Origin of the sequence: Actinokineospora bangkokensis, assembly GCF_001940455.1 — a bacterium.
GTDB classification, from domain to species: Bacteria; Actinomycetota; Actinomycetes; order Mycobacteriales; family Pseudonocardiaceae; genus Actinokineospora; species Actinokineospora bangkokensis.
On record NZ_MKQR01000020.1, the window covers coordinates 1 to 18,302 of the forward strand.

Consider the following 18,302-nt stretch of genomic DNA (forward strand, 5'->3'; position numbering starts at 1 on the left):
GCGGGGGGGGCGGCCCCGGGGTGGCCCGCCGCCACACATCGCGGATCAGGCGCCGACGAGGCTCTTGAGCGCGTCGGCGCGCTCGGTGCCCTCCCAGGGCAGCTCGACGTCGGTGCGGCCGAAGTGGCCGTAGGCCGCGGTCGGGGCGTAGATCGGGCGCAGCAGGTCCAGGTCGCGGATGATCGCGGCCGGGCGCAGGTCGAAGACCTCCTTGATGGCGGCCTCGATGCGGGCCGGGTCGACCTTCTCGGTGCCGAAGGTCTCCACGAACAGCCCGACCGGGGCGGCCTTGCCGATCGCGTAGGCGACCTGGACCTCGATGCGGTCGGCGAGCCCGGCGGCCACGGCGTTCTTGGCGACCCAGCGCATGGCGTAGGCGGCCGAGCGGTCGACCTTCGACGGGTCCTTGCCGGAGAAGGCGCCGCCGCCGTGGCGGGCCATGCCGCCGTAGGTGTCGACGATGATCTTGCGGCCGGTCAGGCCCGCGTCGCCCATCGGGCCGCCGATGACGAACCGGCCGGTGGGGTTGACCAGCAGCCGCACGCCCTCGGTGTCGAGGTCGAGGGAGGCCAGCTCGGGGAGCACGACCTGCTCGCGGATGTCCACGCCGAGCAGCTTGTCCAGGTCGACGCCGTCGGCGTGCTGGGTGGACAGCACCACGGTGTCGAGGGTGACCGGGCGGTCGCCGTCGTAGCCGATGGTGACCTGGGTCTTGCCGTCGGGGCGCAGGTAGGGCAGCACGCCGTCCTTGCGGACCTTGGTCAGCCGCCGGGACAGCCGGTGGGCCAGCGCGATCGGCAGCGGCATCAGCTCCGGGGTGTCGGAGCAGGCGTAGCCGAACATCAGGCCCTGGTCGCCCGCGCCCTGCTTGTCGATCTCGTCGGAGGCGTTCTCGACCCGGGTCTCGTGCGCGGTGTCGACGCCCTGGGCGATGTCGGGCGACTGCGCGCCGATGGCGACGTTGACCCCGCAGGAGTTGCCGTCGAAGCCCTTGGCCGAGGAGTCGTAGCCGATCTCGAGGATCTTCTCCCGCACGATGGCCGGGATGTCGGCGTAGGCGCTGGTGGTCACCTCGCCCGCGACGTGCACCTGCCCGGTCGTGACCAGGGTCTCGACCGCGACCCGGGAACGCGGGTCGTCCTTGAGCAGCGCGTCCAGCACCGAGTCGCTGATCGCGTCGCAGATCTTGTCCGGGTGACCCTCGGTCACCGACTCCGAGGTGAACAGCCGAAGGCCGTTGTTCTCACTCACGCCATAACCCCATTTAGGTCCGGTAGTTCCCGACAGAAGTTGTCCTCAGCGTGGCGCACCGGTCGACCCGGTGCGAAACCCGCTGACGGCATCCCAGACCTCGGACGCCAGCCGGGACTTCGACCCGTGCTGCAAGGGGGTCTCGCTGCCGTCGGCGCCCAGCAGCCACCCCCCGTTGTCCTCGGTCTCGAACGCCTTGCCCTCCCCGACCGCGTTGACCACGAGCAGGTCGCAGCCCTTGCGGGCGAGCTTCGCCCTGGCGAAGTCCAGCACGTCCGCGCCCCCGTCCCCGGTCTCCGCGGCGAAGCCCACGATGACCTGCCCGGTCCTGGGCAGCTCGCGGCGCGCGCGCACCAGCTCGGCGAGCACGTCGGGGTTGCGGGTCAGCTCGACCGGGTCGGGGTCGCGGTCCGATTTCTTGATCTTGTACTCGGCGCGCAGCGCGGGCCGGAAGTCGGCGACGGCCGCGGCCATCACCACCACGTCGGCGTCCGCGGCGGCCAGGTGCACCGCGTCGCGCAGCTGCTCGGTGGTGCCCACCTGGACCACGTCGACGCCTGCGGGTCGGGACAGCCCGGCGGTGTGCGCGGCGACCAGGGTCACCCGGGCACCGCGCTGGGCGGCGGTGCGCGCCAGGGCGAAGCCCTGCTTGCCCGAGGAGCGGTTGCCCAGCCAGCGCACGGGGTCCAGCGGCTCGCGGGTGCCGCCCGCGGAGACCACGACGTGCAGGCCCTCCAGGTCGCGCGGCAGCGCCTGCGGGCGATCCAGCAGCAACCGGGCCAGGTCGACGATCTCCGAGGGGTCCGGCAGGCGGCCCTTGCCGGTGTCCTTGCCGGTGAGCCTGCCGCTGGCGGGCTCGGCGACGACGACGCCGCGCCCGCGCAGGGTGGCCACGTTGGCCCGGGTGGCCGCGTGCTCCCACATCTCGGTGTGCATCGCGGGCACCATCAGCACCGGGCAGCGCGCGGTGAGCAGGGTGTTGGTCAGCAGGTCGTCGGCGAGGCCGTGGGCGGCCTTGGCCAGCAGGTCGGCGGTGGACGGCACGACCAGCACCAGGTCGGCCTGCTGCCCGAGGCGCACGTGCGGGACCTCGGGCACGTCGGCGAACACGCCGGTGTGCACCTTGTTGCCCGAGAGCGCCTCGAAGGTGGCCGCGCCGATGAAGTTCAGCGCCGCGGCCGTGGGCACGACCCGCACGTCGTGGCCGGTCTCGGTGAGACCGCGCAGGACCTCGCACGCCTTGTAGGCGGCGATCCCACCGCCCACGCCGAGGACGACGCGGGGCCGCTCGGTCACCCGGTCACTCGCCCTCGGTGTGCTCGAGCAGGCCCGAGTGGATCTCGCGCAGGGCGATGGACAGCGGCTTCTCCCGCGGTCCCGGCTCCACCAGCGGGCCGACGTACTCCAGCAGGCCCTCGCCCAGCTGGGCGTAGTAGTCGTTGATCTGGCGGGCGCGCTTGGCGGCGTAGATCACCAGCGCGTACTTCGAGCTGACCTTGTCGAGCAGGTCGTCGATGGGCGGGTTGGTGATGCCCTCAAGGGCCGTCGTCGACGGCTCGCCCAGGGCGCCCAGCTCGGTCGGGGTGATCACTCGCACAGCTCCAGTCACTGCTCGTTCGACTCGGTGAGCACCCAGGTTAGCAACTCGCGCGCGGCGGCCTGCACGTCGGAGTTCACGACCACCCGGTCGAACTCCGACTCGGCGGCCAGTTCCTCCTTGGCCACGGCCAGCCGCTTGGCGATCAGCTGCTCGTCCTCGGTGCCGCGGCCCACCAACCGGGTGACCAGGGTCTCCCAGGACGGGGGCACCAGCATGACCAGCTGCGCCTCGGGCATCGCCACGCGCACCTGGCGGGCCCCCTGCAGCTCGATCTCCAGCACCGCTGGCCGCCCGGCGGCCAGCGCGGCCTCCACCGGCCCGCGCGGGGTGCCGTAGTGGTTGCCCGCGTACTCGGCGTGCTCCAGCAGCTGCCCGGTCGCGGCCAGCCGGTCGAACTCGGCCTTGTCGACGAAGTGGTAGTGCTGCCCGTCGACCTCGCCGGGGCGGGGGCGGCGGGTGGTGACCGAGACGCTGAAGTACACCGCCGGGTGCAGCGCGCGCAGCGCGCCGACCACGCTGGACTTGCCCACCCCCGACGGCCCGGAGACAACAGTGAGCCGAGGCCGGGGGTTCCCCGGCCTCGGCTCATTGCCTGTTGAGAGGCTCACTCACTCGCCGCTGAACTCGGCCAGCAGGGCCTTGCGCTGGCGGTCGCCGAGGCCGCGCAGGCGGCGCGACGGCGCGATCTCCAGGCGCTCGATGATCTGCTGGGCACGCACCTTGCCGACGCCCGGCAGGGCCTCCAGCAGCGCGGTGACCTTCATCTTGCCCAGGACCTCGTCGTTGTCGGACTGAGCCAGCACTTCCTTGAGGGTGGTGCCGCCTCGCTTCAGGCGCTCCTTGAGTTCGGCTCGCGCACGACGGGCGGCAGCCGCCTTCTCCAGCGCTGCGGCCCGCTGCTCCTCGGTCAGCTGGGGAAGGGCCACGATTTCCTCCGTGGGGGTGGGATTTCTTCCGGATCGGTGCCGCGACGTTACCGACCCCTGGCCTGCGAGGACAACGCGGGTCCGGGATGTGCACACCGTGACCGGCGGCCAAAAGTTGATCAACGTGCAGTGACAGCCCGCCCGCTGACCTGCGGTGATCTCCCGCGGGCGCGGTGGGCCGACCCGGTCACCGAGTGCGACCAGTCGGTCTCCGCGGGACAAAGTGTCGCCGGTGACACTTTCCGCAGGTCAGCGAACACACCCGTTTGGCCCAACCCCCTCCGACCTGCGCAAACGCCGAGGGCGCCGGAAAAGTGGCCGGGGCGGTCCGACAATTGCGCAAACCCACCCATTCTCATAGGTGATATGCCTACCGCTCATGTCGAAAACTCGCCACCCCACCCGGGCGCGCGCCCGCCCCGCGCGCACCCGGGTCGACCCCGTCAGACCGCCGCCGACAGCTCCGCGTTGACCCGCTCCGCCGCCGCCGCCAGCGCGGCCACGTCCGGGCCGTGCCGCAGCACGTCGCGGGAGCTGGCGGGCAGCACGTGCGGGAGGTTCGCCCCGAACACCGCCCGCAGCTGAGCCGGGCCCGCCCCCTGCGCCCCGATCCCGGGGGCGAGGATCGGCCCGTTGAGCGCCGAGAGGTCCAGGCCGTGCTCGCCCACCGTCGCCCCGATCACCAGGCCCACCGAGCCCGGGCCCCCGGCGGTGGCGTTGCGCGCCGCGGCGGCGTCGACCACCGCCTGCGCCACGCTGCGCCCCCCGGCGGCGGCCCGCTGCACCGACGCGCCCTCCGGGTTGGACGTCAGCGCCAGCACGAACGCGCCGCGCCCGGTCCGCTCGGCCAGGTCCAGCGCCGGGTCCAGCGACCCGAAGCCCAGGTACGGCGACAGCGTCACCGCGTCGGCGGCCAGCGGCGCCCCGTCGGCCAGGTAGGCCTCGGCGTAGGCGGCCATGGTGGAGCCGATGTCGCCGCGCTTGACGTCGAGCAGCACCAGCGCCCCGGCCGCCCGCGACTCGGCCACCACCCGCTCCAGCACCGCCACGCCCCGCGAGCCGTGCGCCTCGAAGAACGCCGACTGCGGCTTGACCAGCGCCACCCGCCCCGCCAGCGCCTCGACGCAGGTGAGCGCGAAGCGCTCCAGCCCCGAGGCGTCGCGGGGCAGGCCCCAGGCGTCGAGCAGGCCGGGGTGCGGGTCGATCCCCGCGCACAGCGGGCCGCGCGCGGCGACCGCCGCGGCCAGCCGGGACCCGAAGCTCACGCCCCCGCCACCTCCGCGCGCAGCGCCGCCTGCAGGTCCTGCAGCGGTCGGACGCCCACGTCGTCGCGGATCAGCGCCTCGATCCCCTGCACCGCGGCCGCGGCGCCCTGGATCGTGGTCACGCACGGGATGTCGCGCGACACCGCGGCGGTGCGGATCTCGTAGCCGTCCACCCGGGGCCCGTGGTTGCCGTAGGGGGTGTTGACGACCATGTCCACCTCGCCCGCGCGGATGAGGTCGACGACGTTCTCCGCGCCCTCGGAGTGCTTGCGCACCTCGGTGCACGGGATCCCGTTGCGGCGCAGCACCTGCGCGGTGCCCGAGGTCGCCAGGATCTCGAAGCCCAGGTCGGCCAGTCGCTTGACCGGGAACACGATCGCCCGCTTGTCCCGGTTGGCCACCGAGACGAACACCCGCCCGGAGGTGGGCAGCGAGCCGTAGGAGGCGGTCTGGGACTTGGCGTAGGCCTTGCCGAACGAGGCGTCGATGCCCATGACCTCGCCGGTGGACTTCATCTCCGGGCTCAGCAGCGAGTCGACGCCGTGACCCTCCTTGGTGCGGAACCGGTGGAAGGGCAGCACCGCCTCCTTGACCGCCACCGGGGCGCCCTCGGGCAGCTCGGCGCCGTCGCCCACCGCGTTGAGCATGCCCTCGGCGCGCAGCTCGGCGATGGTGGCGCCGAGCATGATCCGGGCCGCGGCCTTGGCCAGCGGCGCGGCGGTCGCCTTGGACACGAACGGCACCGTGCGGCTGGCCCTGGGGTTGGCCTCCAGGACGTAGAGCACGTCGTCCTTGAGCGCGTACTGCACGTTGAGCAGCCCGCGCACCCCGACGCCGAAGGCGATCGCCTCCGTGTGGCGGCGCACCGCCTCCAGGTCGACCCGGCCCAGGGTGATCGGCGGCAGGGCGCAGGCGGAGTCGCCGGAGTGGATGCCCGCCTCCTCGATGTGCTCCATCACCCCGCCGAGGTAGACCTCGGTGCCGTCGCACAGCGCGTCGACGTCGATCTCGATGGCGTCGTCGAGGAACCGGTCGACCAGCACCGGGTGCTCCGGGGAGACCTCGGTGGCGCGGTCGATGTAGCCGGCCAGCGAGTCCTCGTCGTAGACGATCTCCATGCCGCGCCCGCCGAGCACATAGGACGGGCGCACCAGCACCGGGTAGCCGATCTCGTCGGCGATCCGCTTGGCCCCGGCGAAGGAGGTGGCGGTGCCGTACTTCGGCGCGGGCAGCCCCGCCCCGGTCAGCACGTCGCCGAAGGCGCCGCGGTCCTCGGCCAGGTGGATGGCCTCCGGGGGGGTGCCCACGATCGGCACGCCCGCGTCGGCCAGCCGCCGCGCCAGGCCCAGCGGGGTCTGCCCGCCCAGCTGCACGACCACGCCCACGACGGTGCCGGACTGGCGCTCGGCGTGCACCACCTCCAGCACGTCCTCGAAGGTGAGCGGCTCGAAGTAGAGCCGGTCGGAGGTGTCGTAGTCGGTGGAGACGGTCTCCGGGTTGCAGTTGACCATCACCGTCTCGTACCCGGCGGCGCGCAGCGCCATGGCCGCGTGCACGCAGGAGTAGTCGAACTCGATGCCCTGGCCGATGCGGTTGGGCCCGGAGCCCAGGATGAGCACCTTGGGCCGCTCGCGCTGCGGGGCCACCTCGGTCTCGGCCTCGGGGTCGAGCTCGTAGGCGGAGTAGTGGTAGGGCGTGGTGGCGGCGAACTCCGCCGCGCAGGTGTCGACGGTCTTGAACACCGGCCGCACGCCGAGCCGGTGGCGCAGGGTGCGCACCCCGTCCTCGCCCGCCAGCTCCGGGCGCAGCGCGGCGACCTGCCGGTCGGACAGGCCCGCCCGCTTGGCCCGGCGCAGCAGCGCGCCGTCGAGCACCGGGGCCGCGGTCAGCTCCTCGCGCAGCCGCACCAGCGCGAGCACCTGGTCGACGAACCACGGGTCGATCCCGGAGGCGTCGTGCACCTCCGCGACCGTGGCGCCCAGCCGCAGCGCCCGCTCCACGGTGTAGAGCCTGCCGTCGTGCGGGACGCGCAGCGCCTGCAGCTCGGAGTCCTTGGTGGCCACCTCGGGGTCGGCGGTGGTCCAGAAGCCGACCGCCTTGGTCTCCATCGACCGCAGCGCCTTGCCCAGCGCCTCGGGGAAGCTGCGGCCGATGGCCATCGCCTCGCCGACGCTCTTCATGGTGGTGGTCAGCTCGGGGTCGGCCCCGGGGAACTTCTCGAAGGCGAACCGGGGCACCTTGACCACGACGTAGTCCAGGGTCGGCTCGAACGAGGCCGGGGTCTCGCCGGTGATGTCGTTGGTGATCTCGTCGAGGGTGTAGCCGATGGCCAGCTTCGCGGCGATCTTGGCGATCGGGAAGCCGGTGGCCTTCGACGCCAGCGCCGAGGAGCGCGACACCCGCGGGTTCATCTCGATGACGACCATCCGGCCGGTGCCCGGGTGCACGGCGAACTGGATGTTGCAGCCGCCGGTGTCGACGCCGACCGCCCGCAGCACGTCGATGCCCACGTCGCGCATGTGCTGGTACTCGCGGTCGGTCAGGGTCATCGCGGGCGCGACGGTCACCGAGTCGCCGGTGTGCACGCCCATGGCGTCGATGTTCTCGATGGAGCAGATGACGACGACGTTGTCGTGCTTGTCGCGCATCAGCTCCAGCTCGTACTCCTTCCAGCCGAGCACCGACTCCTCGATGAGCACCTCGGTCACCGGGGACTCGGCCAGGCCGGTGGAGGCCAGCCGCTCCAGGTCGGCGGGGGTGTGCGCCATGCCCGAGCCCAGCCCGCCCATGGTGAACGAGGGCCGGATGACCACCGGCAGGCCCAGCTCGGCCACGGTCTCGCGGACCTCGTCCATCGAGTGGCAGACCCTGCTGCGCGGGGTCTGGCCGCCGACCTGGGCGACGATGTCCTTGAACTTCTGCCGGTCCTCGCCGCGCTGGATGGCGTCGATGTCGGCGCCGATGAGCTCCACGCCGTACTTCTCCAGCACCCCGCGCTCGTGCAGGGCCACCGCGGTGTTGAGCGCGGTCTGCCCGCCCAGGGTGGCCAGCACGGCGTCCGGGCGCTCGGCGGCGATGACCCGCTCGACGAACTCCGGGGTGATCGGCTCGATGTAGGTGGCGTCGGCGAACTCCGGGTCGGTCATGATCGTCGCCGGGTTGGAGTTGACCAGCGAGACCCGGATGCCCTCCTCGCGCAGCACCCGGCAGGCCTGGGTGCCGGAGTAGTCGAACTCGCAGGCCTGGCCGATGACGATCGGGCCGGACCCGATCACCAGAACGTGCTTGATGTCCTCGCGCTTGGCCATCAGCGGTTGCCCTCCATCAGCTCGGCGAAGCGGTCGAACAGGTCGGCGGCGTCGTGCGGGCCCGCCGCGGCCTCGGGGTGGTACTGCACGGAGAAGGCGGGCACGTCCAGCGCCCGCACGCCCTCGACGCAGCCGTCGTTGGGGCAGTAGTGGCTGACCTCGGCGGCGCCGAAGTCGGTGTCGAAGGGCTTGCCCGGCTCCCCGGCGATGGCGAAGCCGTGGTTCTGCGCGGTGATCGCGACCCGCCCGGTGCTGATGTCGATGACCGGGATGTTCACGCCGCGGTGGCCGTAGCGCAGCTTGTAGGTGCCCAGGCCCAGCGCGCGGCCGAGGATCTGGTTGCCGAAGCAGATGCCGAACAGCGGGATCCGCCGCTCCAGCACCGCCCTGGTCAGCGCGACGGGGTGGTCGGCGGTGGCGGGGTCGCCCGGCCCGTTGGACAGGAACACCCCGTCGGCCTCGACGGCCAGCAGCTCGTCCACCGAGGTGGTGGCGGGCAGCACGTGCGTCTCGATGCCCCGCTGGGCCAGCATCCGCGGGGTGTTGGACTTGATGCCCAGGTCCAGCGCGGCCACCCGGAACCGGCGCTCGCCCTCGGCGGGGACCACGTAGCCCTCGCCGGTGGTCACCTCGCCTGCCAGCTCGGCGCCCTCCATCCGCGGGCTCTGCCGCACCCGGTCGACCATCGCGTCCCGGTCGGCCAGCGCGGCACCGGAGAACACCCCGGCCCGCATGGCGCCGCGCTCGCGCAGGTGGCGGGTCAGCGAGCGGGTGTCGACCCCGCTGATGCCGACCACGCCACCACCCACCAGCGCCTCGTCGAGGGTCCTGGTGGAGCGCCAGTTGCTCGGCACGCGCGCGGGGTCGCGCACGACGTAGCCCGACACCCAGATCCGGCTCGACTCGTCGTCCTCGTCGTTCCAGCCGGTGTTGCCGATCTGCGGCGCGGTCTGCACCACGATCTGCCGGTGGTAGGAGGGGTCGGTCAGCGTCTCCTGGTAGCCGGTCATGGCGGTGCAGAACACCACCTCGCCGAAGGTCTCCCCGGTGGCGCCGAACGCCTCGCCGGGGAAGACCCTGCCGTCTTCGAGGACCAGCGCGGCCTGCGCGCGGGTGCTGGTCTCAGTCACCGTTGCTCACCTCCGGGTTGAGCGCGCCGAGCGCGGGAACCCACGTGTCGTAGTCGTCCTTGTCGTCGGCCCGGAAGCCGGTGTCGAACCCCTGGCCGTCGACGGCCCAGCGCACGACGAGCAGCCCGTCGCGGCCCATCACCTTCCCGGCGATGCCCGCCTCGGTGCGCGCGGCGAGCACCGACCCCGCGGGGATCCACACCGGTGCGGCGCCCTCGCGGTCGAACAGCACGCCCTCGGCGACCAGGTGCGCGGTCGCGTTGGCGCGGAACCCGACGTCGCCCACGGCGACCCGGTCCTGCCAGCCCGCGTCGGTGACCGTGCTGGCGTACACGCCGGTGCTCGGCGGCAGCAGCTCGGCCAGCTCGCCCGCGCGGGCCTTGGCCAGCAGCCCGTCGGGCACGGCGGGGAAGGCGGGCAGCACCGCGGCCTGCCGCCGGGCCCGGCCGCGGTAGCCCCACCACATCAGCGCGGCCAGCAGCGCGATCACCGCCAGGAACGCCAGGGTGAGCACGAGCCTGGTCATGACGCGGCCTTCCCGTCGCGGGCGGTGGGGGTGCCGCGCAGCAGCGTGGCGACCACGGTGCCGGGCAGCTCCATGCCCTCGTAGGGGGTGTTGGCCGCGATGCTGGCCAGGTCGGCGCCGCGCACGGTCCAGCGCCCGGCCGGGTCGACCAGGGCCAGGGTCGCGGGCTCGCCGACGGCGATCGGCCTGCCCTGGTCGGGCAGCCCGGCGATCTCGGCGGGCCGCTCGCTCATCACCCTGGCCACCCCGCGCCAGTCGAGCAGGCCGGGCTCGACCATCGTGCGCACCACGATCGGCAGCGCGGTCTGCAGGCCCAGCATGCCGGGCCGGGCCGCGGACCACTCGCAGTCCTTGTCCTGGGCGGCGTGCGGGGCGTGGTCGGTGGCCACGCAGTCGACGACGCCCTCGGCGAGCGCGGCGCGCAGCGCGGCGGCGTCCGACCCGGTCCGCAGCGGCGGGTTGACCTTGTTGACCGGGTCGTAGCCCGACAGCCGCGAGTCGTCGAGCAGCAGGTGGTGCGGGGTGACCTCGGCCGAGACCCTGGTGCCGCGGGCCTTGGCCCAGCGCAGCACGTCCGCGGTGCCCTCGGTGGAGACGTGGCAGACGTGCAGCCGCGCCCCGACGTGCCGGGCCAGCAGGCAGTCGCGGGCCACGATCGACTCCTCGGCCACCGCGGGCCAGCCCGCCAGGCCCAGCCGGGCCGCGGCCTCGCCCTCGTGCGCCTGCGCGCCCACGGTGAGCCTGGGCTCCTCGGCGTGCTGGGCGACCACCGCGTCGAGCGCCTTGGTGTACTCCAGCGCCCGGCGCATGACCAGCGGGTCGGCCACGCAGTGCCCGTCGTCGGAGAACACCCGCACGCCCGCCGCCGAGCGGGCCATGGTGCCCAGCTCGGCCAGCCGCTCGCCCCGGAGGCCGACGGTGACCGCGCCGACCGGGTGCACGTCGACCAGCCCGACCTCCCGGCCGCGGCGCCACACGTGCTCGACGACGACGGCGTTGTCGGCCACCGGGTCGGTGTTGGCCATGGCGAACACGGCGGTGTAGCCGCCCAGCGCCGCGGCCCGCGACCCGGTCTCGATGGTCTCGGTGTCCTCGCGGCCCGGCTCGCGCAGGTGGGTGTGCAGGTCGACGAACCCGGGCAGGGCCACCAGCCCGCCCGCGTCGAGCACCTCGGCGCCGTCGGCGTCGACCCGCCCGGCGACCTCGGCGATGACGCCGTCGCGCACCAGGATGTCCACCGGCCCGCCCTCGCCGTACGGGCGGGCGCCCCGGATGAGCAGGGTGCTCATGAACCGTCCTCTTCTCCGGCCAGCAGGTGGTAGAGCACCGCCATGCGCACGTGCACGCCGTTGGTGACCTGCTGGGTGATGGCCGCGCGCGGCGAGTCCGCGACCGCGGCCGAGATCTCCATGCCGCGCAGCATCGGCCCGGGGTGCAGCACCGGGGCGTGCGCGGGCAGCAGCGCGAGCCGGTTCTGGTTCATCCCGTAGGCGATCGCGTACTCGCGCGCCGAGGGGAAGAACCCGCCGTGCATGCGCTCGGCCTGCACCCGCAGCATCATCACCGCGTCCAGGGTGGGCAGCTCGGCGTCGAGCTCGTGGCTGACCTCCAGCGCCCCGCCCGAGCCCACCGACCACTCCGCCACCCGGGTGGGCAGCAGCGTCGGCGGCGCGATGAGCACGACCTGGGCGCCCAGGGTGGTGAGCAGGTGGGCGTTGGAGCGGGCCACCCGGCTGTGCAGGACGTCGCCGACCACCCCGATCCGCTTGCCCGCCAGGTCCCCGACGCGGTCGCGCAGGGTCGCCGCGTCCAGCAGCGCCTGGGTGGGGTGCTCGTGGGTGCCGTCCCCGGCGTTGACCACGCTGGTGCCCGCCTCCGCGAGCCAGCCCGCCAGCCGGTGCGCGGCCCCGGAGGCGGGGTGGCGCACGATCACGCAGTCGGCGCCCGCGGCGGCCAGGGTGAGCGCGGTGTCGCGCAGCGACTCGCCCTTGCCCACCGAGGACCCGCCCGCGGAGACGTTCACCACGTCGGCGCTCATCCACTTCCCGGCGATCTCGAACGAGACCCGGGTGCGGGTGGAGTTCTCGTAGAACATGGTGATCACGGTGCGGCCGCGCAGCGTGGGCAGCTTGCGCACCTCGCGGCCGAGCAGCGTCTGCTTGAGGCGGTCGGAGGTGTCGAGCACGGCCAGCGCGGTGTCGCGGTCGAGGCCGTCGGTGCCGAGCAGGTGCTTCACGCGCCCTCCCCGGCCGAGGGCCCCTCCTCGCCCGCGCCGGGGCGGGTGAGCAGCACGGCGTCGCGGCCGTCGGTCTCGGTGAGCAGCACGTGCACCTCCTCGGAGCGCGAGGTGGGCACGTTCTTGCCCACGTAGTCGGCGCGGATCGGCAGTTCGCGGTGGCCCCGGTCGACCAGGACGGCGAGCTGCACCGCGCGCGGGCGGCCCGCGTCGCGCAGCGCGTCGAGCGCGGCGCGGATGGTGCGCCCGGAGAACAGCACGTCGTCGACCAGCACGACCAGCGCGTCGTCGATGCCGCCGGGCGGCAGGGCGGTGTCGCCCAGCGGCCGGGTGGGCTTGCGGCGCAGGTCGTCGCGGTAGAGGGTCACGTCCAGGGTGCCGGTGGGCACGGCGGCGCCGGAGAACTCGGCCACCCGCTCGGCCAGCCTGGCCGCCAGCGGGGCACCCCGGGTCGGGATGCCGAGCAGGACGACCGGCGCGGCCCCGGACGCACCGAGCGATGTCTTCTCGATGACCTGATGGGCCATTCGAGCGATGGTGCGCGCCACGTCGCCGGCCGCCAGCAGCTCGCGCCGCCCGACCGGTTCCGGCGCGCCACGGTCCCGCGGCGGCACGGCGGACTCCTTCCCCGCCTCACCGGACGGGTCGTTAAAGGATGTCGGTCGATCCCCTGACCTGGGATCTCCCCGACCGTATCAGGCTCGGGCGCCGATTCCGGCACGTGGTCGGTGTGGGGTGGACGACGCCCGCACGCCGGATTGGCTTGACCTCCTGGCAACTCTGGGTAACCATTACTCTGCGTGTTGAGGTGAAGCTACCCGCGGCGAGCTCCAGCCGCCGACGGGGCGAAGGAAATGGAGAACCGCCGCATGGGCGACTACGCCAAGGCGCTGGGAGCCAAGCTCCGCGCCATCCGCCAGCAGCAGGGGCTGTCGCTGCACGGCGTCGAGCAGAAGTCCGGTGGCCGCTGGAAGGCGGTGGTCGTGGGCTCCTACGAGCGCGGCGACCGCGCGGTGACCGTGCAGAAGCTGGCCGAGCTGGCGGACTTCTACGGCGTGCCGGTGGTCGAGCTGCTGCCCGAGGGCCGGGTGCCCTCCGGCGCCGAGCCCGCCACCAAGATCGTGATCAACCTGGAGCGGTTGCAGCAGCTGCCCGCGGAGAAGGTCGGGCCGCTGGCCCGCTACGCGGCGACCATCCAGAGCCAGCGCGGGGACTACAACGGCAAGGTGCTCTCCATCCGCACCGAGGACCTGCGCTCGCTGGCGATCATCTACGACATGACCCCGGGCGAGCTGACCGAGCAGCTCATCGACTGGGGTGTGCTGCCGCCGGAGGCCCGGCCCTCCAAGGAGGACTGAGCCCCGCGGGCGACCGGCGCCCGCACGCGCGGACGGGGATGCCGCGCGGCGGGCGTTTCGTCGTCCCCGGGTGCGGTCCCGGTGCCGCGCCACCAGCACGCCGACGGGCGCTGGGCACCGGGCAGGGGCGCGCCGGACCGGCCGTCCCCGGGAGGCCCGCACGGGGCGGGTCCCGGGGTCGGGGAGCTGGAGCCCGCGGCGGCGCGCACCGCACGACCCCGGGCCAGGCGCCGAGCGCCCCGGGCAGGCCTGGACCGCAGGTGGCCACGCCACCGCGCTGTCGGTCGGCCTGCGGGGTCGCGTGGGCTACAGGGTGGCGCGGAGGCGGTCGGCGATGCCCGCGATGCGGCCGAGCACGCCGTTGACGAACCGCGGCGAGTCGTCGGTGGACAGCGATTTCGCCAGCTGCACCGCCTCGTCGATGGCCACCGCGTCCGGCACGTCCTCGGCCCACAGCAGCTCGTAGAGGCCCAGCCGCAGCACGGCGAGGTCGACCGCGGGCATCCTAGCCAGCGACCAGCCCTCGGCGTGCTCGGTGAGCAGTTCGTCGATCCGGGCCCGGTGCGCGGTGATGCCCTCCACCAGGGACACGGTGTAGTCGTTGACCGGGGGCACGTCGGGGTTGCCGACCCGGTCGGCCAGCAGGGTCACCGGGTCGGCACCGCGCACCGCCGCCTCGAACAGCAGGTCGACGGCGCGCTTGCGCGCTTTGCTGCGGGCGCCCACGTCAGCTGTTGACGCGACCGAGGTAGCGGCCGTCGCGGGTGTCGACCTTGACCTTCTCGCCGGTGGTGACGAACAGCGGGACCTGGATCTCGGCGCCGGTCTCCAGGCGGGCGGGCTTGGTGCCGCCGGTGGAGCGGTCGCCCTGCAGGCCGGGGTCGGTGTGCTCGATGACCAGCTCGACCGAGGTCGGCAGCTCGATGAACAGCGGCTCGCCCTCGTGCGAGGACACCGTGGCGGTGCCGTTCTCCAGCAGGAACTTCGCCGCGTCGCCCACGACGGCGCCGCTGATGCCGATCTGCTCGAACGTCCCCGGGTCCATGAAGAAGTACTCGGACCCGTCGTTGTACAGGTAGGTCATGTCGCGGCGGTCGACGGTGGCCGTGTCGACCTTGATGCCCGCGTTGAACGTCTTGTCGACGACCTTGCCGGTCATGACGTGCTTGAGCTTGGTCCGCACGAAGGCGGGACCCTTGCCCGGCTTGACGTGCTGGAACTCGGTGACGGTCCACAGCTGGCCCTCAAGGTTGAGCACCAGGCCGTTCTTCAGGTCGTTGGTCGAGGCCACTTGCTTCGATCTCCTGTTTCCGCGCGCGTCCTCCGGTCGCCGTCAGACGACCAGGAGCTGCTTGGTGGTCAGCGTGAGGGGCTCGGGACCGGTGTCCCGCACGACGAGCGTGTCCTCGATGCGGACCCCGCCCTTGCCTGCCAGGTACACACCCGGTTCGACGGTGACCGCAACACCGGCGGGAAGTGTACCGTCGGCGGTCGCCGCCAGGCTCGGGGCCTCGTGCACCTGCAGGCCGACCCCGTGCCCGAGGCCATGCACGAACTGCTCGCCGCGGCCCGCGGCCTCGATCACCGAGCGGGCGGCGCGGTCGACCTCGCGGCCCGCCACCCCCGGCGCCAGCGCCGCGCAGCCCGCCGCCTGCGCCTGGGCCACCAGGTCGTAGACCTCCCGCTGCCAGTCGGCCACCCGCCCCAGCGCCACCGTCCTGGTCATGTCCGAGTGGTAGCCGTCGACCTTGGCGCCGAAGTCCAGCTTGAGCAGGTCACCGGTGCGCAGCACGGCCTCGGTGGGCCGGTGGTGCGGGATGGAGGAGTTCGCGCCCGCGGCGACGATGGAGGCGAAGGCGGGCGCCTCGGCGCCCAGCGCCACCATCCGCCCCTCGAGGTCCCTGGCCACCTCCAGCTCGGTGCGCCCGACCAGGCCGCCCGCGGCCAGCAGGTCCGCGAACGCCTGGTCCCCGATCGCGCAGGCGGTGCGCAGCGCGGCCAGCTCCACCTCGTCCTTGACCGCCCGCAGCCGCTCCACCAGCCCGGCGGCCCGCACCAGCTCGGCCCTGGTCACCGAGCCGAGCGCGTCGAGGCCGTCGACGGTGACGTGCGCGCTGTCGAAGCCGACCCGGCCGATGGCCAGCTCGGCCAGCGCGGGCGCGGACTGCCGGGACGTCACCGCGCGCAAGTCCGGCACCTCGGTCGCGGCCTGCTCGGTGTAGCGCCCGTCGGTGCAGAACAGGGTGCTGTCCTCGGCGCCGGTGACCAGCAGCGCGGCGTTCGACCCGGTGAACCCGGTCAGGTAGCGGACGTTGAGCAGGTCTGTCACCAGCAGGGCGTCCAACTCGCGGTCGGCGAGCTCGGTGCGCAGCGCCGCGCGGCGCAGGGCGTGGGTGGCCATGCGCCCGAGCTTACGACCGCGGCGCGGGCCGGGGCGCGGGCCGGGGCGCGGTCGCGGGGTGGCAGCGGCGCCCCGGGCGGTCCTACGCTGCGGCAATGCATGTGTGGGTGGTGCGCGGCGCGGTCCTGGCGGTGGTGCACGCGGTGGTCTCGGTGGTGGTGGCCGCGCTGAAGGCGGCGAACCCGACCGGCCAGTCCGTGCTGGAGGCGATCTCGCTGGCCGTGCTGGTGGGCGTCGCCGCGGTGTGGGCGGCGGTCGACGGCTGGCGCGAGGTCCCCGACCGCGGCCGGGCGTGGGTGCTGGCCGCGCTGATCACCGGGGTCGGCTCGGCCGTGCTGTCGACGCTGGGCCGGGGCCTTTTCGTCGACCAGACCGGCGCGGGCCAGCTGGGCGAGGCGCTGACCGGTGGCGCCGCGTTCTCCGCCCTGCTGGTGCTGCTCCCGGCGGGCCTGGGCCTGCTCGTGGGGCCGCGCCTGGACCCCGATCGTCGTGCGGGGGACGACGAGGACGAGCCCGCGCCCCGGCGCAAGCCCTCACCCCGGCCCCGCTCCACCACGGGCGAGTAGCCGGGTCAGGTCGGGATGGGTTCCGTCAGCGACGGGCGACCAGGTCCGGGCCGCGCTGGTAACCGGCCCAGTCCCGGGGGGTGATGTCGGCCAGGGCGGAGGAGTTGGTGGCCGCCAAGGCCGGATCGGACAGCGCCCAGAGGCGCTTGTCGTCCAGCAGCAGCCCGGCCTGCTTGGGTCCGATGCGCACACCGGGGGCCGCGGACGTCAGGTGGGCCTCCACCGGCACCGAGTCGAGGGCGGGGACGCGGCGGTCGAGGACCTTGACCGCGAGGCGGTCGGCCACCGCGCGCCGCTCCACGCGCACGACCTTGCCGCCCAGGACGAGGTCGATGGTGCGCTCCGGGGAGGGCATGGCGAAGCCCTCCAGCGTCCGCAGGGCGCGGGTGGCGTCGAGGCAGGCGGCGGTGCCGGTGAGGTCGGCGCCGTACCAGCGCAGGTCGGTGGGGGCCGCGGCGTTGGTGGTGGCGCGCACCAGGTCGACCGGGACGCGCTGGCACGGGTCGTCCAGCGACGGCAGGGCGTGGCCCTCCGGGTCGCGGACCAGGCCCGGCCCCTCCTTCCAGGGGCCGCGCACCACCGCGGGCTGGTAGGGGTGGCGGCGGAACTCCCGGTCCCAGAACGTCAGGGTGGTGCCGTCGCTGGTCTCGTGGGCGATGGCGAAGGCGTCGAGCGCGTCCACCCACATCAGGTCGGCGCTGAAGGCGTCCACCACCGAGCGGTCGCGGTCGCCGGTGCCCATGGTGCGCTCGAACCCGTTCTCCCCGAGCAGCTCCACGTCGGTGCCGAAGGCGGGGTCCCGGGCGCGCAGGACGAACTGGCCCGCCCCGTTGCGCCCGGCGCCGCGGCCGGTCGTGTCGGTGAACATCAGGTAGAACCAGCCGTCGACGTGGGCGACGGCGGGCTGGCCCGCGCCGTACTCGTTGGCCCGGTGCACGTTGTGCGAGGCGGAGACGATGGGCGCGCCGCCGTTCGCCCGGCTCCACACCCGGCCGTCGCGGCTGGTGGCCAGCCCGATGGCGTTGCCGTTGGCGTGCGCGCCCGCCGCACCGGTGTAGTACAGGTAGTACGTGCCACCGACCTTGATCACCGACGGGTCGCAGGTGTGCACCGCGTCGAAGCCGGTGAAGCTGCCGGAGAAGACCGGCGTGCCGGGGGTGCCGTCGGGGCCGGTGTAGGGACCGCCGGGGCCCTTGGCCTCGGCCAGCAGGATGTCGTCCCCGGGCGGGTTGGCGATGCCGAGCTGGCTGCACCACCACATGCGGTACCGGCCGCCGTCGACCATCAGCGTCGGGCCGTAGTTGTAGACCGAGTCCCGGCCGCCTGCGGCGACCACGCCCCCGCCACCGCGCACCCGGTCAGTGCCCAGCGACAACGGGGCGGTGTCGGTCTCGGTCTGGGCGATCGGCGCCACCTCGGGCCCCTGCACCCCCGCGGGCGGGTCGACCGAGCACGCCGCGGCCGGGACCAGCGCGACGAGCGTCGCGAGGACCGCGGCGGCGCGGCGGACGCGCCAGAGCCGGGTGGGCATGCGGGTGGGGACCTCCGTGCCGGGGCGCCGTCGGGGTCGACGCGGGACCAGTGTAGGCATCGCCGCGGACGGCCCCGGCGCTTCACCCCGGAGGCGCCGGATCACCCAGGGGGAACGGGCACCGACTCTGCCCTGCCCGGTCTCGCGCCGTCAACGCCCTGATCACAGGCCATTTCAGCGTGGATCGGACGAACAGGGGCGCCC

General features: G+C 73.9%; 18 protein-coding genes. 2 read left to right on the forward strand and 16 right to left on the reverse strand.

The annotated features are described in order from the left end of the window. Positions 1–45: 45 nt before the first annotated feature. The 12 genes from metK to pyrR all read right to left on the reverse strand — a co-directional run bounded on the left by metK (position 46) and on the right by pyrR (position 12,856). Positions 46–1,251 (reverse strand): methionine adenosyltransferase, encoded by a 1,206-nt coding sequence (gene metK, locus BJP25_RS20000; RefSeq protein WP_075976527.1) that lies wholly within the window; start codon positions 1,249–1,251, stop codon positions 46–48. A 45-nt stretch (positions 1,252–1,296) separates the two neighbouring features. Then, the gene (gene coaBC / locus BJP25_RS20005; protein ID WP_075976528.1) at positions 1,297–2,547 is read right to left on the reverse strand and encodes a bifunctional phosphopantothenoylcysteine decarboxylase/phosphopantothenate--cysteine ligase CoaBC; all 1,251 of its coding nucleotides are present in this window, start codon (positions 2,545–2,547) and stop codon (positions 1,297–1,299) included. 4 nt (positions 2,548–2,551) lie between these two features. Further along, on the reverse strand, positions 2,552–2,842 hold the full coding sequence (gene rpoZ / locus BJP25_RS20010) for a DNA-directed RNA polymerase subunit omega (protein WP_075976529.1): 291 nt from the start codon (positions 2,840–2,842) through the stop codon (positions 2,552–2,554). 14 nt (positions 2,843–2,856) lie between these two features. Then, entirely contained in the window at positions 2,857–3,459 is a 603-nt protein-coding gene (gene gmk, locus BJP25_RS20015) for a guanylate kinase (protein ID WP_075976530.1), read from the reverse strand. Beyond that, on the reverse strand, positions 3,460–3,777 hold the full coding sequence (gene mihF / locus BJP25_RS20020; RefSeq protein WP_075976531.1) for an integration host factor, actinobacterial type: 318 nt from the start codon (positions 3,775–3,777) through the stop codon (positions 3,460–3,462). Positions 3,778–4,220: 443 nt separating this feature from the next. Further along, positions 4,221–5,042: an orotidine-5'-phosphate decarboxylase gene (gene pyrF, locus BJP25_RS20025; protein WP_075976532.1), complete on the reverse strand. Its 822-nt coding sequence runs from the start codon at positions 5,040–5,042 to the stop codon at positions 4,221–4,223. After that, on the reverse strand, positions 5,039–8,350 hold the full coding sequence (gene carB, locus BJP25_RS20030) for a carbamoyl-phosphate synthase large subunit (protein WP_075976533.1): 3,312 nt from the start codon (positions 8,348–8,350) through the stop codon (positions 5,039–5,041). Before carB ends, pyrF begins: the two co-directional genes overlap by 4 nt. Continuing rightward, complete coding sequence (gene carA, locus BJP25_RS20035) at positions 8,350–9,480, reverse strand: glutamine-hydrolyzing carbamoyl-phosphate synthase small subunit (RefSeq protein WP_075976534.1); 1,131 nt, start codon at positions 9,478–9,480, stop codon at positions 8,350–8,352. The genes carB and carA overlap by 1 nt, the downstream gene beginning before the upstream one ends. Continuing rightward, positions 9,473–10,006 (reverse strand): PH-like domain-containing protein, encoded by a 534-nt coding sequence (locus BJP25_RS20040; protein ID WP_075976535.1) that lies wholly within the window; start codon positions 10,004–10,006, stop codon positions 9,473–9,475. Before BJP25_RS20040 ends, carA begins: the two co-directional genes overlap by 8 nt. Then, on the reverse strand, positions 10,003–11,295 hold the full coding sequence (locus BJP25_RS20045) for a dihydroorotase (RefSeq protein ID WP_075976536.1): 1,293 nt from the start codon (positions 11,293–11,295) through the stop codon (positions 10,003–10,005). The genes BJP25_RS20040 and BJP25_RS20045 overlap by 4 nt, the downstream gene beginning before the upstream one ends. Next, positions 11,292–12,242, reverse strand: a complete 951-nt coding sequence (locus BJP25_RS20050) for an aspartate carbamoyltransferase catalytic subunit (RefSeq protein WP_075976537.1) — start codon at positions 12,240–12,242, stop codon at positions 11,292–11,294. The genes BJP25_RS20045 and BJP25_RS20050 overlap by 4 nt, the downstream gene beginning before the upstream one ends. Continuing rightward, a complete protein-coding gene (gene pyrR, locus BJP25_RS20055; protein ID WP_075976538.1) occupies positions 12,239–12,856 on the reverse strand; it encodes a bifunctional pyr operon transcriptional regulator/uracil phosphoribosyltransferase PyrR in 618 nt (205 codons plus the stop codon). Before pyrR ends, BJP25_RS20050 begins: the two co-directional genes overlap by 4 nt. A gap of 255 nt (positions 12,857–13,111) precedes the next feature. On the opposite strand from pyrR, the gene bldD reads away from it, so the two are divergent. Further along, on the forward strand, positions 13,112–13,600 hold the full coding sequence (gene bldD / locus BJP25_RS20060) for a transcriptional regulator BldD (RefSeq protein ID WP_018686187.1): 489 nt from the start codon (positions 13,112–13,114) through the stop codon (positions 13,598–13,600). Positions 13,601–13,906: 306 nt separating this feature from the next. Here bldD and nusB read toward each other — a convergent pair whose 3' ends face one another. From nusB to BJP25_RS20075, 3 genes are read right to left on the reverse strand one after another with little or no spacing between them, the layout of a single operon-like run. Next, positions 13,907–14,326, reverse strand: a complete 420-nt coding sequence (nusB, locus tag BJP25_RS20065; RefSeq protein ID WP_075976539.1) for a transcription antitermination factor NusB — start codon at positions 14,324–14,326, stop codon at positions 13,907–13,909. A gap of 1 nt (position 14,327) precedes the next feature. After that, on the reverse strand, positions 14,328–14,891 hold the full coding sequence (efp, locus tag BJP25_RS20070) for an elongation factor P (protein ID WP_075976540.1): 564 nt from the start codon (positions 14,889–14,891) through the stop codon (positions 14,328–14,330). A 42-nt stretch (positions 14,892–14,933) separates the two neighbouring features. Beyond that, complete coding sequence (locus tag BJP25_RS20075) at positions 14,934–16,001, reverse strand: M24 family metallopeptidase (protein ID WP_075976541.1); 1,068 nt, start codon at positions 15,999–16,001, stop codon at positions 14,934–14,936. 95 nt (positions 16,002–16,096) lie between these two features. Between BJP25_RS20075 and BJP25_RS20080 the strand changes: the two genes are divergently transcribed. Continuing rightward, entirely contained in the window at positions 16,097–16,567 is a 471-nt protein-coding gene (locus tag BJP25_RS20080) for a B-4DMT family transporter (protein WP_143219217.1), read from the forward strand. A 25-nt stretch (positions 16,568–16,592) separates the two neighbouring features. On the opposite strand, the gene BJP25_RS20085 is transcribed toward BJP25_RS20080, so the two are convergent. Then, complete coding sequence (locus BJP25_RS20085) at positions 16,593–18,098, reverse strand: glycoside hydrolase family protein (RefSeq protein WP_075976542.1); 1,506 nt, start codon at positions 18,096–18,098, stop codon at positions 16,593–16,595. Positions 18,099–18,302 lie beyond the last annotated feature (204 nt).

Coding starts and splice junctions, on each gene's coding strand:
- carB (WP_075976533.1), bottom strand. CDS start 8,350: ATGGCCAAGCGCGAGGACATCAAGCACGTTCTGGTGATCGGGTCCGGC.
- BJP25_RS20040 (WP_075976535.1), bottom strand. CDS start 10,006: ATGACCAGGCTCGTGCTCACCCTGGCGTTCCTGGCGGTGATCGCGCTG.
- BJP25_RS20045 (WP_075976536.1), bottom strand. CDS start 11,295: ATGAGCACCCTGCTCATCCGGGGCGCCCGCCCGTACGGCGAGGGCGGG.
- bldD (WP_018686187.1), top strand. CDS start 13,112: ATGGGCGACTACGCCAAGGCGCTGGGAGCCAAGCTCCGCGCCATCCGC.
- BJP25_RS20075 (WP_075976541.1), bottom strand. CDS start 16,001: ATGGCCACCCACGCCCTGCGCCGCGCGGCGCTGCGCACCGAGCTCGCC.
- BJP25_RS20080 (WP_143219217.1), top strand. CDS start 16,097: ATGCATGTGTGGGTGGTGCGCGGCGCGGTCCTGGCGGTGGTGCACGCG.
- BJP25_RS20085 (WP_075976542.1), bottom strand. CDS start 18,098: ATGCCCACCCGGCTCTGGCGCGTCCGCCGCGCCGCCGCGGTCCTCGCG.